Raw genomic sequence first — 17,678 nt, forward strand, 5'->3', positions numbered from 1 at the left:
AAATAATAACGATTATTGGAGCATCATCATGAATATTTTCAGAGGCATAAAACTCCCCTCCTGGTTCTGTCATCAACCAAACCCTAACACCCAGTCGGTGACAGCCTCTGGCCAATGGACAACCACCGAGCCGACCAAACAGTTACCCGGGCCTTCCAGAGAAATTGAGCGTCAGGCACTGCGTCAGGCGGCGGAGAGTGGGCGTCTGGCGATCAGGCAAATTGAACCCGCCGAAGTAGCCAGTTACTTTAATGACAATGGCACACCAAGATCCTATACCCTTGCCTTGCAGGGGATGCCCCACGGGGACCTGAGAGGTCGATGGATGGTAGGCATCGTCGACCCGGATTGCCTGTATGTCTACAAACAAAATCCAGACACCTGGCCGCTGAAACAAGGCGCAGAGGCGGATAAACTGAACGTAAAACTTCTGTCTGATCTGCAATCATTGGCTGAAAAAGATAAAGAGATACAAGAACAAGCAGGTTGGGAGGTATATAAACGCTTTACCTCGGGACATCTGGGGGCGGACGGAAGGTTCAGTTTACCAAAACTGAAGCCCGGCAAATACGATAGCCACAAACCTGGTACATTATGTCGCGGTGGCTCCGTACCCCCTCCGCAACTGCTGGTCACCAACGATGGAAAAGCAGACATCAAATGCTTTTTTGTTGTGAGTGATGTCCCTGGAAATATTTCGGATATTCTGCAGAAAAAGCGTGAGTGTGAACGGGCATTGAGCCTGCCGCCCCTGCCACTGGTTGTTTTTTGCTGCAAAACCGGGTCTGCAGAGGTCTGTTATGATGATGAACTTGACTCTGAACATCTGGCCCTGATTGAGCGCTCTCTGGATTGTTTTGATCCTTCCAGGAAATCTTTATCCAAAATCATGGACAGAATGAAATTATTGCCAATGCATTTGCAAGCAGAGGCACTAAGGTCAGGATTTTCCATCCCGCCGGATGATCAACATAAATGGCAACAGGCCATCGAGCTGGTAAGTAATCCCTGTCCACACAGTGCCCGGAAACTTCTGGCGTTAAAAGAGAGAGGCTTGCCCATTCACCGCTGTTTTTTTCATGATGGAAAAATGACTTCTTTGCTTGATCTTTTCCTGACCTCTGTAGTAGTCAAATACAATGTGCATGACCGGGCATCGGAATTCCGGGTTGATGAAGTTGCCCCATTACTTCGGCTGCTTTTGAAGAGCGGGGCCATAATGACTGCATGGGGCTGGCACCTTTTCAAACAGATGGGAGATTGTGATCAACTTTATATGCCACCGGACATGTTCAATTATATGGTGGCTGCCTTTGGTCCATTCAAGTTCCTTACCTTGCGAAACCTTTGGAATATACCATTGACCAGTTGTCCCGGAGGCATTGTCGAATTTGACCGAGTCTGCCAGAAGCTCAATGATCAGCAACGGCAGAACTGCCTGAAAGAGGGATTATCTTTTCTCCGGCTTTATCAGAAGAAAACAACCCTGGATACCCTGGAGCCCTTCCTGATAGCCTTGTTTCATTTCGGCGCTGTCCCGGACGAAGACGTTTTGGATTCTATTGGAAGCGATCTGAAGCTGTATGGCGGTGAAACGCTTATTGGTAATTTATCCGTGGCTGGTTACATCGAATGGATTAAAACACTCTGGAATGAACGGAATACTCATCCCCTCTTCCGGAATTGGCCAGCACATGTCAAGGAGGCCAATCAGCAACTCGAGGAACTGAAACAATCCCTCGATCTGCCGGTCGATCGCTTCGCATCGGTGAAACCGGCGTTACAGTTTATGGTGGATGCATTCAGCAAACCGCCAGTCTTGCCAGATAATGTTGGCGATAATGAAGACACAATCCTCAAGGTTTTACGGCATTATTACCGTCGCCCCGGACCGGAGCGGGTGTTGGCCAATCTGGACGAACTCTTTCAAAAAACGTGGAAAGAGGAACACCCTTGCAGTCATGCTCTGCGGGTCAGGAATAATGGGCTCTGGTACATGGAATTGCTGGAAAGATGTCAGGTTCACTCTTTTAATCCAGTCGAAAAAAGTCTCCTGCCACTGGCCATTATTTATCAGGGTGCCGCAGCTGAAGATGTCGACAAATCGGAAGAAAAAACCAGGTCAGCTGGTTACTTCAAACAGGACCTGGCCGGGCATTTCCCTGAAAAGCTACTGGATGAGGTCGCCCTGGCGATAGTCAATATGGAAAACGATATCGGTGGTACAGCGGATCAGAACCTGACTGAAACCGTGCGCTGGTATCTGCGCATATTACGCTTTGCCGTTCATATGGACTTTATTCGCTATATCGTTGAGCCTGAATTTCCCGGGTTGGCGACTCAGCCTCAGTTTTTCAACCCTTCCGACCTTGACCTGCCGCACCCGTGGGCCAGGGATTTTACCAGCAAGCCTGACCACAAAACTGAATTCCAACGGCATCTGGAAGCCGCCATGCACGGTGCGGCTGACCTGGTGCAGTTAACAACCACATACCCTGGGGACAGGCGCAAAAATCCCTACACCGAAGTCTACGGACTGGTGCCTGATGGCAAAAAAATCACCCTGCAATTTGACCGGACATCGGAGCCCGTGCAAGGAATGGAGCGGTTTATTGATGATAATGTTCGCCGCAAAATTGCCAGAAAGGCCGGAATTATTACCTGTTCAGACCCCAGTCACCAAACCTGCAAGGCGGATCAGAACAAAGGAATCACTTATGGTATTCATAACAGCTGGTACGATCTGAGGCAGGTGAGGGTTCCGACCGCAATGACGCTGCTGGAAAAGATGCAGTTCGAACATGACCCGTCACTGCTGAGCCCGGCAACACTTCAGGCAATAGAGGAAGAGGTGCAGCGGCTGAAGAGCGAGGGTATTCGGATGAATACGGGCACCTTGACCCAGGAAACGCTGGATTCGGAGAAGGCCCAGGAAGTGCTGGAGGATCGGGGTATTGCCGTGGTCAGCGAGCAGCGTCGCTACTTTGGCGCAGATGGCTTCCCGAAAGAACGAAAAATGCTGGTGCCAAAGAAGATAGTAAAGCCTGATTGAGAGCATGCCGACAGGATGGCATGGACAATCCTTTGACCTCGCTATGGGTGAATACCGCTTCGGGCAATAAGATCCTGACGGAACTTTTTTACCAATCAGTCACTCTAATAATAAGAGTATCGGCTCTCAGGGAAGAGGGAAATAATAACGATTATTGGAGCATCATCATGAATATTTTCAGAGGCATACAACTCTCATCCTGGCTCTATCAAACACCAAACCCTAACACCCAGTCGGTATCAGCCTCTGGCCAATGGACAACCACCGAGCCGACCAAACAGCTACCGGGGCCTTCCAGAGAAATTGAGCGTCAGGCACTGCGCCAGGCGGCGGAGAGTGGGCGTCTGGCGATTCGGAAAATTAAACCAGCCGAAGTAGCCAGTTACCTTAATGGCAATGGCACAGCAAGATTCTATAGCCTTGTTTTGCAGGGGTTGCAATACGGGAACCTGACAGGTCGATGGACGGTAGGCATCGTCGACCCGGATTGCCTGTATGTCTACAAACAAAATCCAGGTACCTGGCCGCTGAAACAAGGCGCAGAGGCGGATAAACTGAAGGTAAAACTTCTGTCTGATCTGCCATCATTGGCTGAAAAAGATAAAGAGATACAAGAACGAGCCGGGTGGGAGGTCTATGAACGTTTTACCTCAGGACATCTGGGGACGGACGGAAGGTTCAGTTTACCAAAACTGAAACCCTTCAAATACAATAGCCACAAATCTGCTACAGCATGTTTCGGAGGCTCCGTACCCTCTGCGCAACTCGTGGTCACCAACGGTGGAAAAGCAGACATCAAATGCTTTTTTGTTGTGAGTGATGTCTCTAATAATATTTCGGATATTCTTCAGAAAAAGCGTGAGTGTGAACAGGCATTGAGCCTGCCCCCCCTGCCACTGGTTGCTTTTTGCTGCGACACCGGGTCTGCAGAGGTCTGTTATGATGATGAACTTGACTCTGAACATCTGGCCCTGATTGAGCGTTCTCTGGATTGTTTTGATCCTTCCGGCGAATCTTTAGCCAAAATCATGAAGGTAATGAATTTATTGCCAATGCATTTGCAAGCAGAGGCACTAAGGTCAGGATTTTCCATCCCGCCTGATGATCAACATAAATGGCAACAGGCCATCGAGCTGGTGAGTAATCCCTGCCCTCACAGTGCCCAGAAACTTCTGGCGTTAAAAGAGAGAGGCTTGCCCATTCACCGCTGTTTTTTTCATGATGAAAAAATGACTTCTTTGCTTGATCTTTTCCTGACCTCTGTAGTAGTCAAATACAATGTGCATGACCGGGCATCGGAATTCCGGGTTGATGAAGTTGCCCCATTACTCAGGCTGCTTTTGAAGAGCGGGGCCATAATGACTGCATGGGGCTGGCACCTTTTCAAACAGATGGGAGATTGTGATCAACTTTATGTGCCACCGGACATGTTCAATTATATGGTGGCTGCCTTTGGTCCATTCAAGTTCCTTACCTTGCGAAACCTTTGGAATATACCATTGACCAGTTGTCCCGGAGGCATTGTCGAATTTGACCGAATCTGCCAGAAGTTCAATGATCAGCAACGGCAGAACTGCCTGAAAGAGGGATTATCTTTTCTCCGGCTTTATCAGAAGAAAACAACCCTGGATACCCTGGAGCCCTTCCTGATAGCCTTGTTTCATTTCGGCGCTGTCCTGGACGAAGACGTTTTGGATTCTATTGGAAGCGATCTGAAGCTGTATGGCGGTGAAACGCTTATTTGTAATTTATCCGTGGCTGGTTACATCGAATGGATTAAAACACTCTGGAATGAACGGAATACTCATCCCCTCTTCCGGAATTGGCCAGCACATGTCGAGAAGGCCAATCAGCAACTCAAGGAACTGAAAGAATCCCTCGATCTGTCGGTCGATCGCTTCGCATCGGTGAAACCGGCGTTACAGTTTATGGTGGATGCATTCAGCAAACCGCCGGTCTTGCCAGATAATGTCGGCGATAATGAAGACACCATCCTGAAGGTGTTACAGCATTATTACCGTCGTCCGGGACCGGAGCGGGTGATGGCCAGCCTGGACAAATTCCTTCCAAAAATGTGGAAAACGAATCACTCTTGCAATCATGCCCTGCGAGCCAGGAATAATGGGCTCTGGTATATGGAATTGCTGGAGCGATGTCAGGTTCACTCTTTTAATCCAGTCGAAAAAAGTCTCTTGCCACTGGCCATTATTTATCAGAATGCCGCAGCTGAAGATGTCGACAAATCGGCGGTAAAAACCAGGTCAGCTGTTTACTTCAAACGGGACCTGACCGGGCACTTCCCTGAAAAGCTGCTGGATGAGGTCGCCCTGGCGATGGTCAATATGAAAAACGATATCGATGGTACAGCGGATCAGAAGCTGTCTGAAACCGTGCGCTGGTATCTGCGTATATTACGCTTTGCTGTTTGTATGGAATTTACTCGCAATATCGTTGAGCCTGAATTTCCCGGGTTGGCGACTCAGCCTCTGTTTTTCAACGCTTCCTATCTTGACTTGCCAGACCAGTGGGCCAGGAATTTTACCATCGAGCCTGACCTCAAAACTGAATTCCAACGGCACCTGGAAGCCGCCATGCACGGTGCGGCTGACCTGGTGCAGATAACAACCACGGACCCTGTGGACCAGCGCAAAAATCCCTACACCGAAGTCTACGGTCTGATGCCTGATGGCAAAAAAATCACCCTGCAATTTGACCGGACAGCGGAGCCCGTGCAAGGAATGGAGCGGTTTATTGATGATAATGTTCGCCGCAAAATTGCCAAACAGGCCGGAATTATTACCTGTTCAGACCCCAGTCACCAAACCTGCAAGGCGGATCAGAACAAAGGAATCACTTATGGCATTCATAACAGCTGGTACGATCTGAGGCAGGTGAGGGTTCCGGCCGCAATGACGCTGCTGGAAAAGATGCAGTTCGAACATGACCCGTCACTGCTGAGCCCGGCAACACTTCAGGCAATAGAGGAAGAGGTGCAGCGGCTGAAGAGCGAGGGTATTCGGATGAATACGGGCACCTTGACCCAGGAAACGCTGGATTCGGAGAAGGCCCAGGAAGTGCTGGAGGATCGGGGTATTGCCGTGATCAGCGAGCAGCGTCGCTACTTTGGCGCAGATGGCTTCCCGAAAGAACGAAAAATGCTGGTGCCAAAGAAGATAGTAAAGCCTGATTGAGAGCATGCCGACAGGATGGCATGGACAATCCTTTGACCTCGCTAAGGGTGAATACCGCTTCGGGCAATAAGATCCTGACGGAACTTTTTACCTGTCAGTCGCTCTAATATGACTATCGACCCTCAAGGAAGGGAAATAATAACGATTATTGGAGCATCATTATGAATACTTTCGGGAACATACAACACCCGGCACAGCCCTGTCATCAACCAAACCTGAACACCCAGTCGGTAACAGCCTCTGGCCAATGGATATCCACCGAGCCGACCAAACAGCTACCCGGGCCTTCCAGAGAAATTGAGCGTCAAGCACTGCGCCAGGCGGCGGAGACTGGGCGTCTGGCGATTCGACAAATTGAACCAGCCGAAGTAGCCAGTTGCTTTAATGACAATGGCACACCAACATCCTTTACCCTTACCTTGCAGGGGATGCAACACGCTAGCCTCAGAGGTCAATGGGTGGTAGGCATTGTCGACCCCGATTGCCTGTATGTCTACAAACAAGATCCAGTTGACTGGCCGCTGAAACAAGGCGCAGAGGCGGATAAACTGGACGTAAAATTACTGTCTGATCTGCCATCATTGGCTGAAAAAGTTAAAGAGATACAAGAACAAGCCGGGTGGGAGGTATATAAACGTTTTACCTCAGGACATCTGGGGGCGGACGGAAGGTTCAGCTTACCGAAACTGAAGCCCGGCAAATACGATAGCCACAGAGCTGGTTCATTGTATTCGTCAGGCTCCGTACCCTGTCCAGAACTCCTGGTCACCAACCATGGAAAAGCAGACATCAAATGCTTTTTTGTTGTGAGTGATGACCGTGGAAATATTTCGGATATTCTGCAGAAAAAGCGTGAGTGTGAACAGGCATTGGGCCTGCCCCCCCTGCCAATGGTTGTTTTTTGCTGCGACACCGGGTCTGCAGAGGTCTGTTATGATGATGAACTTGACTCTGAACATCTGGCCCTGATTGAGCATTCTCTGGATTGTTTTGATCCTTCCGGGAAATCTTTATCCAAAATCATGAACAGAATGAAATTATTGCCAATGCATTTGCAAGCAGAGGCACTGAGGTCAGGATTTTCCATCCCGCCGGATGATCAACATAAATGGCAACAGGCCATCGAGCTGGTGAGTAATCCCTGTCCTGACAGTGGCGAGAAGCTTCTGCAATTGAAAGAGAGTGGTTTGCCCATTCAGCGCTGCTTTTTTTATGAAGGAAAAATGACTTCTTTGCTTGATCTGCTCCTGTTTTCTGAAATAGAAAGATACAATGCCCATGACCGTGCAACGGAATTCCGGGTTGATGAAGTTGACCCATTACTTCGGCTGCTTTTGAAGAGCGGGGCCATACTGACTGCACGGGGCCGGGACCATATCAGACAGATGGGAGGCTGTGCTAAACCTTCTTTGCCACCGTACCTGTTCAATTATATGGTGGCTGCCTTTGGTCCATTTAAGTTTCTTACCTTGCAAAACCTTTGGAATATACTGCCGACCGGTTGTTCGGGAGGCATCGTTGAATTTGACCGAATTTGCAAGAACTACAATGATCTGCAACGGCAGATCTGCCTGATAGAGGTATTATCTCGTAAGCGGTTTTATCAGAATCTAACCCTCGATACCTTAGAGTCCCACCTACTGGCCTTGTTTCGTTACGGGGCTATCCCGGACAAAAAAGTTATAGATTCGTTTAAACGCTATCTGAAGACGTATCGCCATGACGATGCAAAGCTTATTGATAATTTATCCGTGTCTGATTTCATCGAATGGGTTGAAGAACTCTGGAAGAAACGGGAAATCTACGCTCTTTACCAGAATTGGCCAGCACATGTCGAGAAGGCCAATGAGCAACTCAAGGCACTGAAAGAATCCCTCGATCTGCCGGTCGATCGCTTCGCATCGATGACACCGGCGTTACAGTTTATGGTGCAAGCCTTTAGCGAACCGCCGGTCTTGCCAGATAATGTCGGCGATAATGAAGACACCATCCTGAAGGTGTTACAGCATTATTACCGTCGCCCGGGACCGGAGCGGGTAGTGGCCAGCCTAAACAAAATCTTTCAAAAACCATGGAAAAATAATCGCTCTTGCAATCATGCCCTGCGAGCCAGGAATAATGGGCTCTGGTATATGGAATTGCTGGAGCGATGTCAGGTTCACTCTTTTAATCCAGTCGAAAAAAGTCTCCTGCCACTGGCCATTATTTATCAGAATGCCGCAGCTGAAGATGTCGACAAATCGGAAGTAAAAACCAGGTCAGCTGTTTACTTCAAACGGGACCTGACCGGGCATTTCCCTGAACAGCTACTGGATGAGGTCGCCCTGGCGATGGTCAATATGAAAAACGATATTGATGGTATAGCGGATCAGAAGCTGACTGAAACCGTGTGCTGGTATTTGCGTATATTACGCTTTGCCGTTCGTATGGACTTTATTCGCCATATCGTTGAGCCTGAATTTCCCGGGTTGGCGACTCAGCCCCAGTTTTTCAACCCTTCCTATCTTGACTTGCCAGACCAGTGGGCCAGGAATTTTACCAGCGAGCCTGACCACAAGACCGAATTCCAACGGCATCTGGAAGCCGCCATGCTCGGTGCGGCAAACCTGGTGCAGGTAACAACCATGAACCCTGTGGACGCGCGCAAAAATCCCTACACCGAAGTCTACGGTCTGATGCCTGATGGCAAAAAAATCACCCTGCAATTTGACCAGACAGCAGAGCCCGTGCAAGGAATGGACCGATTTATTGATGATAATGTTCGCCGTAAAATTGCCAAAATGGCCGGAATTATTACCTGTTCAGACCCCAATCACAAAGCCTGCAAGTCTGATCAGAACAAAGGGATCACTTATGGCATTCATAACAGCTGGTATGATCTGAGGCAGGTGGCGATTCCGGCCGCAATGACGCTGCTGGAAAAGATGCAGTTCGAACATGACCCGTCACTGCTGAGCCCGGCAACACTTCAGGCAATAGAGGAAGAGGTGCAGCGGCTGAAGAGTGAAGGTATTCGGATGAATACGGGCACCTTGACCCAGGAAACGCTGGATTCGGAGGAAGCCCAAAAAGTGCTGGAGGATCGGGGTATCGCTGTGGTCAGCGAGAAACGTCACTACTTTGCCGCAGATGGATTCCCGAAAGAACGGGAAATGCTGGTGCCAAAGAAGATGGAGAAGCCTGATGCTCAGACTGCGCCAGCAGAGGATAGCCGACAAAATACTTTGATCTCGCTATGAAAATGCAGCTGCGGACTTTAGTGGCACCCTGATGGAACTTTTTGCCGGATAGTTACTCCAAAGACTCTTAGGTTTACCTTCAGGAAATGGTTAAGTAATAAGTCTTACAGGAGTATTGCCATGAATATTACCCATGGAACGGGAACCTCTCAGAGCCTGTGCCCTACAACAAATTTTGACACCCAATCGGTAACGGCTTCTGGCCAATGGACAGTCTGTGAATCGACCAGCAAGCTGCTACCCCCTCATCCCATGGAGTCCGAACGACAACAGCTACTTCGGGCAGCTGAGAGTGGACGCCTGGCGTTTCGGCGCATCAGATTGACTGAAGAAAACGATTACTTCTCGGGCAAGGGAGCACCAAGAGCCTTCACACTCGCCCTGCCGGGAGAGATGATGCCCTCTATGCCCCTGCCAGATGATTGCGGTGAATGGATGGTGGGCATTACTAACCCCCAATGCCTGTTCGTTTACAAGCGTGATGCCACCACCCGGTATCTGGAGTTGGGCGCAGATGCGGATAAACTGGATGTAAAACTACTCTCTGATCGGCAATCATTGTTCGACGGACTCATTGAGCATGCCAATAAGGTTACCTGGGGAGTTTATCCGCGTTTTACCTCGGGACATCTGCAAGCGGACGGAACCTTCAGTTTACCAAAATTGAAAACTGGCAATTATTCCCACCTGGAATGTTACCCTGAACTGGTGCTGACTAATTACCGCAAGAAAGACATCCAATGCTTTTGCGTTTACAACGATTCAAAAACAAATATTTCCGACATCCTGCGGGATAAGTATCTCTGTGAATTTTTATTGCAGATTGACCCCTTGCCTCTGGTTGTTTATTGCCATCGCACAGGTTCTGTACAGGTCTATTTTGCTGATGAGCTGGACAGTCTGTATCTGACCAGGAATGAGCGTTCTCTGGATGATTTTGCGTTTTCACAGGGCCTGGCTCCAGATCATTTCAGAGACATCCTGAATCTGCTGCCCATGTCTTTGCGAGCAAAGGCACTGAGTCCGGAGTCAACCGTCTCAGTTGATCCGGATGTCATACACAAACAGCAACAGGCCATCGAGCTGGTCAGTGATCCCTTTCTTTACAGTTATGAAGAGCTTCTGGAGTTAAAACAAAGTGGCCTGCCAATTCACCAGCGTTTTTTTCATAAAGGAAGAGTTCAATCTTTACTTGGCATGCTGCTGGACTCCGAAATACGCAGAAACGAGCGGCCAGAACACGATCAGATCCGGAAACAGGAGGACGAAGCCCGGCGCTTATGTCAGTTGCTTCTGCGCAGCGGTGCGAGGCTGGATGGGTATGTATATCTCATTGAGCGCATGGAGGGTATCTTTGGACCGGCAATCCCGGCTGGGATATTCAATTGTTTGGTAGCTGCCTCTGCTCCATTTGAGTTCCTGACTCTGGAACATCTCAAATGGTACCCTTTGACCGGCTGCCCGGGTAGCGTCGTTGAATTTGACCGTATCTGCCGTGGTCAGAATAAACTGCAACGGCAGGAATGCCTGACAAGGGTATTAAATTATGTGGTAACTCTGAAGAATAGAACCCTCAAACATATTCAGCTCAGCTTATTGGCCCTGTTTCATTACCAGGTTGCCGTGGACAAAAACGTTCTGGATAGTCTTGAATCCCATCTGGATATGTATCGCCAAGAAGATGAAAATATCATTGATGATTTTTCCGTGGCTGATTATGTCAAATGGGTTGAAAAACTATGGAAGAAACGGGAAACATATCCTTTCTACCAGAATTGGCCAAGGCATGTCCGGCAGGCTCAGCAGGACATCAAAGATCTGAGACAATCTCTCGGTCTGGACGATTCTCACAATCTGGCAACACCATTGGCAACCGAAACACCAGCGGCATTAAAGTTTGTGGTGGACGCCTTCAGCACAGCGCCAGTCCTGCCCGATAATGTCGGCGATAATGAAAAAACCATTCTGAAGGTATTGCAACATTATTACCGCCGTCCGGGACCGGAACGGGTGATCCAGAGACTTGGCATGCAAACCATACCAACCGTGTGGAAACCACTGCACAGCTGCAGTCATGTCCTGCGGGCCAGGAATAATGGGCACTGGTATATGGAATTGCTGGAGAAATTTCAGCAGTGTTCCCTGAAAGAACAAGAAAAAGAACTTCTGTCGCTGGCGATTATCTACCATGATGCGGCTGCCGAAGATGTCGACAAATCAGTTGAAGAAACAAGTTCAGCTGAATATTTCAAACGGGACCTGGCCGGACACTACCCTGAAAAGCTGCTGGCTGATATGGCAATAGCGATAGTCAGCAAAGAAAACGATGTTAAGGGTAAAGAGGAGCAGAACCTGCCTGACTCTGTGCGCTGGTATCTGCGCATATTACGCTTTGCAGATCGCATGGACGTTATCCGTGGTTGCGGGGTCGGGGCTGATTTTCCGGGATTAACAGTGACCCGAACTCTGGGTTTTGACGCTACACGTCTTGACTTACCATCGCAGCTGACCGGTGAGTTTAGCTCCTGGTCTTTCAACAAGAGTGAATTCCAACGCCATCTGGAAGCCGCCATGCACGGTGCGGCTGATCTGGCGCGGGTAACCGGATCACTTCTGGATCAGCGCAAAAAAAACTACACCCAAGCCTACGGTCTCAAAGACAATGGCGCAAAGATCTCTGAAAACTTTGAATGGACAATTGAGCCAGTGCGAAGAATGGACCAGTTAATTGACGACAATGTTCGACGAAAAATAGCTCAGGAGGCCGGAATTATTGTCTGTTCAGACCGGAACCACAAAGCCTGCAGGGCTGATCAGAACAAAGGGATCACTTATGGTATTCATAACAGCGGGTATGATCTGGGGCAGGTGACGATTCCGGCCGGAATGACGCTGCTGGAAAAGATGCAGTACGAACATGATCCGTCGCTGCTGAGCCCGGCAACACTTCAGGCAATAGAGCAAGAGGTGCAGCGGCTTAAGAGCGAAGGTATTCGGATGAATCTCGGCACCTTGACGCAAAAAACGCTGACTTCGGAGCAAGCCCAAAAGGTGCTGAAACAACGGGGTATTGCCGTGGTCAGCGAGAAGCGTCGCTACTTCACCAATGATGAACTCCCGAGAGAACGGGAAATGCTGGTGCCAAAGAAAATAGCGAAGCCTGATGCCCAGAGCGCGTCGGCAGAGTGGGCCTGTAAAATCCTTTGATCTGGCTATGAAAATGCAGCTGCGGACTTTTTTGGGACCCTGATGGAACTTTTTGCCAGATAGTTACTCCAAGGACTCTAAAGTTTACCTTCAGGAAAATAGTTAAGTAATAAGTCTTAAAGGAGTATTGCCATGAATATTGCCCATGGAACGGGAACCTCTCAGAGCCTGTGCCCTCCAACAAAGTTAGACACTCAGTCGCCAACGGCCTCTGGCCAATGGACAGTCTGCGAATCAACCAGCAGGCTGCGACCCCATCATTCCAGAGAGCCTGAGCGACAGAAGCTGAAGGAAGCTGCTGCCAGTGGACGCCTGGCGTTTCGGCGAATTCAATACACCAAAGAAAAAAATTACTTTTCGGGTAAGGGAGCACCAAGACCCTTCTCCCTCGCTCTGCCGGAGAAGATGATGCCCACTGAGCCCATACCAGATGGTTTCGGTAAATGGATGGTAGGCATTGTTAACCCCCAGTGCCTGTATATCTACAAACGCAATGCCGAGACCTTTTATCTGCAGAAGGGCTATGATGCGAATAAATGGTTTGTAAAACAACTGCCTGATCTGCAATCACTGCACGACGCACTTCTTGAGCGCAGCAATAAAGTTGTCTGGGGAGTTTATCCTGGTTTCACCTCGGGACATCTGCAAAAAGACGGAACGTTCAGTTTACCAAAATTGAAATCCGGCGATAAATCTCACCCTCGCAAGTACCCTGAACTGGTACTCACCAACTACCGCATGGAAGACATCAAATGCTTTTGCGTATACAAGGACGCACAAATAAATATTTCCGATATCCTTTGGGACAAGGATCATTGTAAAATTTTACTGGGGCTTGGCCCCTTGCCTCTGGTTGTTTATTGCCACCGCACAGGTTCTGTAGAGGTCTATTTTGATGATGAGCTGGAAAGTCCGCACCTGGCCAGCAATGAGAATTCTCTGAATGATTTTGCCTTCTCACAGGGCTTAGCCCCAGAGCATTTGAGAGCCATGCTGAATTTGCTGCCAATGCCTTTGCGGGCAAAGGCACTGAGTTCGAAATCAACTCTCTCAGCTGATCCAGATACCATGCAGCTACTGCAAGAAGCCATCGAGCTGGTAAATAATCCCTGTCATTACAGTTATAAGAGGCTTCTGGAATTGAAACAAAGTGGCTTGCCAATTCACCAGTTTTTTTCTCATGAAGGAAGGGTTGAATCTTTACTTGGAATGTTACTGGTTTCCGAATTGATCAGAAACGACCGGCCAATGCACAAGCAAATCCAGAAACAGGCGGACGAAGCCTGCCGCTTATGTCGGCTGCTTCTGCAGAGCGGTGCAAGGCTGGAAAAGAATTTTCGACCCATTTTCAATATGGATGATGGCTTACACCCATTAATACCACCGAGCATTATGAACTATATTTTGCCTGCCTTTGCTCCATTTGATTTTCTGACCCTGAATCATCTCCGGAGACTACCTTTAACCGGTTGCCCGGGAAACGTCATTGAATTTGACCGAATCTGCCGGGAAACCACCCAACAGCAGCGGCAAAGCTTTTTGGAACAGTTAATAATACACCATGTGGTTGACTTTAATCCTCCAACTCTCAACACCCTCCAGTCCCTCTTACTGGCCCTGTTCCATTACGAAGCTTCTCTGGACAATGACGTTCTGAATCGCGTTAAAGTCTATCATGCGAGCAGATATGGTAATGGTAAGAAGATTATTGAAGATTTATCTCTGAATGGTTATATCGAATGGCTTGAAAACCTTCGGGATCAACGGGAAAAATATCCTTTCTACCAGAATTGGCCAGAGCATGTCCGGCAGGCTCAGCGGGAAGTTGAGGAGCTGAAACAATCGCTCGGCCTGAACGATACCGGCGCATCGGCAACACCATTGACAACCGAAGTACCGGCGGCATTACAGTTTGTGGTGGAAGCGTTCAGTAAACCGCCAGTCCTGCCTGACAATGTCGGCGATAATGAAAAAACCATCCTGAAGGTATTGCAGCATTATTACCGCCGTCCGGGACCAGAGCGGGTGATAGAGAGCCTTTTCAGACAGACCATACCAACCGTGTGGAAACCACTGCACAGTTGCAGTCATGTTCTGCGGGCCAGGAATAATGGGCTCTGGTATATGGAGTTGCTGGAGAAATTTCAGCAACGCTCCTTGCACCCGCAAGAAAAAGAACTCCTTTCTCTGGCGATCATCTACCATGACGCGGCTGCCGAAGATGTCGACAAATCAGTAGAAGAAACGAGTTCAGCTGAATATTTCAAACGGGATCTGGCCGGGTACTATCCTGAACAGCTGCTGGCTGATATGGCAAAGGCGATAGTCAGCAAGGAAAACGATGTCAAGGGTCAAGACGAGCAGAGCCTTTGTGAGCGAGTGCGCTGGTATCTGCGCATATTACGCTTTGCGGACCGAATGGATGTTATCCGTGGTTGCGGAGTTGGGGCTAATTTTCCCGGATTAACGATGACTCGACCTCTGGGTTTTGACGCAAACCGTCTTGACTTACCCTGGCAGCTGACCAAAGAGTTTAGCTCCGAGCCTGACAACAAGAGTGAATTCCAACGTCATCTGGAAGCTGCCATGCACGGTGCGGCTGATCTGGCGCGAATAACCTGGCAACTCCTGGATCGGTGCAGAAAAAACTACACCCAAGTCTACGGTCTGATCGACAATGGCTCAAAGATCTCTGAAAACTTTGAATGGACTACTGAGCCAGTGCAGAGAATGAACCAGTTTATTGATGACAATGTCCGCCGTAAAATCGCTCAGGAGGCCGGAATTATTACCTGTTCAGACCCCAGCCACAAAGCCTGCAGGGCCGATCAGAACAAAGGGATCACTTATGGTATTCATAACAGCGGGTATGATCTGGGGCAGGTGACGATTCCGGCCGGAATGACGCTGCTGGAAAAGATGCAGTACGAACATGACCCGTCGCTGCTAAGCCCGGCCACACAACAGGCAATAGAGCAAGAGGTGCAGCGGCTGAAGAACGAAGGTATTCGGATGAATCCGGGCACCTTGATTCAGGAAACACTGCATTCGGAGGACGCCCGCGAAGTTCTGAAGAAACGGGGTATTGCTGTGGTCAGCGAGAAGCGTCGCTACTTTAACAACAATGGCTTCCCGGGAGAAAAGGAAATGCTGGTGCCAAAGAAGATACTGAAAAGGTAGCACCAGTAAACAGGGGTATACCAGCTCTGCGGCATAAAGCCGGATTCTTCCCCCGCAGTCATTTTAAGTATTATGGCGAGAATCGCTTCCCGGTCCATTCCATTGTGCAATTTGTCCCGTGCATAGGTTTTTGCTATACAACTAGTAAGTACTCAACCATACGAAATCATATTTTCTGACTTATTGTTCAGGCACTCTGACTGCGTTGCAACTCTGGTCACATAGCTTGCTATGCTCCCGTCGTTGCGCCTTGCAGAGCACCTGCCCAATAAGCCAGAAATATTCGATTCCGTATGGCTGAGTACTTAATAGAAAAAACCCATGAAAAGGAATTCGCAGTGCACAGCATTGAAAACAAAAGAGATTTACCTCCCTCACTTCAGTCACTGAATGAAACACCTGACAAGAAGAAGCGAAAAAAAGAACAACCCGTTCCCACGCTTCGACTTACAGGGCCTGAAAGCGTGGCAACCAGAGTTTTGCGACACCCCCTGAAAATTCGATAACTAAAAAATGGATAAAATATGAAACTAAGAGGACCGCTCAGAGCAATTTGGAGTTTTAATGTTACTAATGACACAACAAAATTAGAAGCTGAGCAGAAAAAGTTCAAAGGAAGGAGTGTAGAGCTCAAAAGTCACATTCATCCTGTTAAGTACATTCATCAAGGGCATGTTAATCTCTGTGGTGATGCCTGTGTAGAAATGCTCAGAAGGTTTTATGGTGACGATCCATTATTTGTTACCAGTATAAATCCAGAAAAAGTTGAATCACTTTCTACTAACCCGAGAAGTATATTTAAAGGATTCCCCTTAGAAGAATTTTACGAAGAGTCTATTCGTTCAAATTTCAAATTATCTGAGTTGCAATTTCCTGATTCTTCATACACTAGAGAAGCATTAGTTGAGTCTTTAACTGAACTCATTGCCGAGACACCTATTCTTCTTAGGTATCAAGAAAATCGCTTCTATGGTCATTATGCCCTGTTAATAGGCATTATGGGTGATAAATTAGTCATTCATGATCCTTGGTCCGGAGGTAGTCAAATAGAAACTGTAGACTGGTTACAGTCACTGATTTCAGAAAATGAATTAGAAGCATTTCTTGCACAAAACAAGACGGCTGATGACATACTTCCAACAGGCATCATTACAATAAAAGTTGATTCAGAAGATCCAGAACCTTCAGAGGATTTTGATAGCTTAGTTGCCAGAGTAAAAGAGCGCCTTAACCGTCGACAATGATGTAACTGGTTCCTATGCTGGAGCGGCTATCGCAAAACTCAGGTTCCCAGGCTGTCGTGCCCTTTGGGCCCCAGCGAGGGATCCCGGACTAAGCCCAGCTCCCTGTCTCCAGCATCAGAACGAGATGAAAGCGACTTCCGTTTTTCGCCTCAATTAATTAGCTATCGTCGTATATTTTGATTTAATTCTCAAAAATAATATTAACTTGCTTTTTTAGAAAATTATGAATAAGTACCTGGCCAGAATATGCGAAACCAACTGGTTAGGTACTTAAAACCTTGCCTTGATGAAAAATTCTTCTCCACATCATCATTACCTTCCGATTCTGCCGCTATTATTGAATAAGTTTTTCTTTCATCTCAGACAGCAACCCAATGGGTCTGTCTGTGAAAGCGAATCTTCACTCTCGACCGAACTTTCAAGCCATGTAGGGGAATCATCATTAGGCTGACCGGAGAGGTTCACGTCCGGTTGCGTATGAAGCTTGTCCTACAGAACGCGCCTGCGGTTTATCACTGCGAATGGCCGCTGCGCTTTAACTGAATAGCTAAATTGATCAGGAGCC

General features: G+C 48.3%; 6 protein-coding genes. All 6 read left to right on the forward strand.

Annotation, left to right across the window (positions count from 1 at the left end; translation table 11 throughout):
- Positions 1-28: 28 nt before the first annotated feature.
- The 6 genes from ACOMG9_RS19490 to ACOMG9_RS19515 all read left to right on the forward strand — a co-directional run bounded on the left by ACOMG9_RS19490 (position 29) and on the right by ACOMG9_RS19515 (position 17,113).
- On the forward strand, positions 29-3,052 hold the full coding sequence (locus tag ACOMG9_RS19490; RefSeq protein ID WP_494529260.1) for a hypothetical protein: 3,024 nt from the start codon (positions 29-31) through the stop codon (positions 3,050-3,052).
- 20 nt (positions 3,053-3,072) lie between these two features.
- Positions 3,073-6,243, forward strand: a complete 3,171-nt coding sequence (locus ACOMG9_RS19495; RefSeq protein ID WP_494529261.1) for a hypothetical protein — start codon at positions 3,073-3,075, stop codon at positions 6,241-6,243.
- A 161-nt stretch (positions 6,244-6,404) separates the two neighbouring features.
- Positions 6,405-9,482 carry a hypothetical protein gene (locus ACOMG9_RS19500; RefSeq protein ID WP_448218112.1) on the forward strand — a complete coding sequence of 1,026 codons (3,078 nt, stop codon included), beginning with the start codon at positions 6,405-6,407 and terminating at the stop codon, positions 9,480-9,482.
- 120 nt (positions 9,483-9,602) lie between these two features.
- Positions 9,603-12,689, forward strand: coding sequence for a hypothetical protein (locus ACOMG9_RS19505; protein WP_448218113.1), 3,087 nt, complete (start codon positions 9,603-9,605; stop codon positions 12,687-12,689).
- Positions 12,690-12,821: 132 nt separating this feature from the next.
- Positions 12,822-15,869, forward strand: a complete 3,048-nt coding sequence (locus tag ACOMG9_RS19510; protein ID WP_494529262.1) for a hypothetical protein — start codon at positions 12,822-12,824, stop codon at positions 15,867-15,869.
- Between the two features lie 524 nt (positions 15,870-16,393).
- Positions 16,394-17,113 (forward strand): C39 family peptidase, encoded by a 720-nt coding sequence (locus ACOMG9_RS19515; protein ID WP_448218115.1) that lies wholly within the window; start codon positions 16,394-16,396, stop codon positions 17,111-17,113.
- The last annotated feature ends 565 nt before the right edge of the window (positions 17,114-17,678 follow it).

The sequence above is a fragment of the Endozoicomonas sp. PH6C genome (assembly GCF_059322965.1).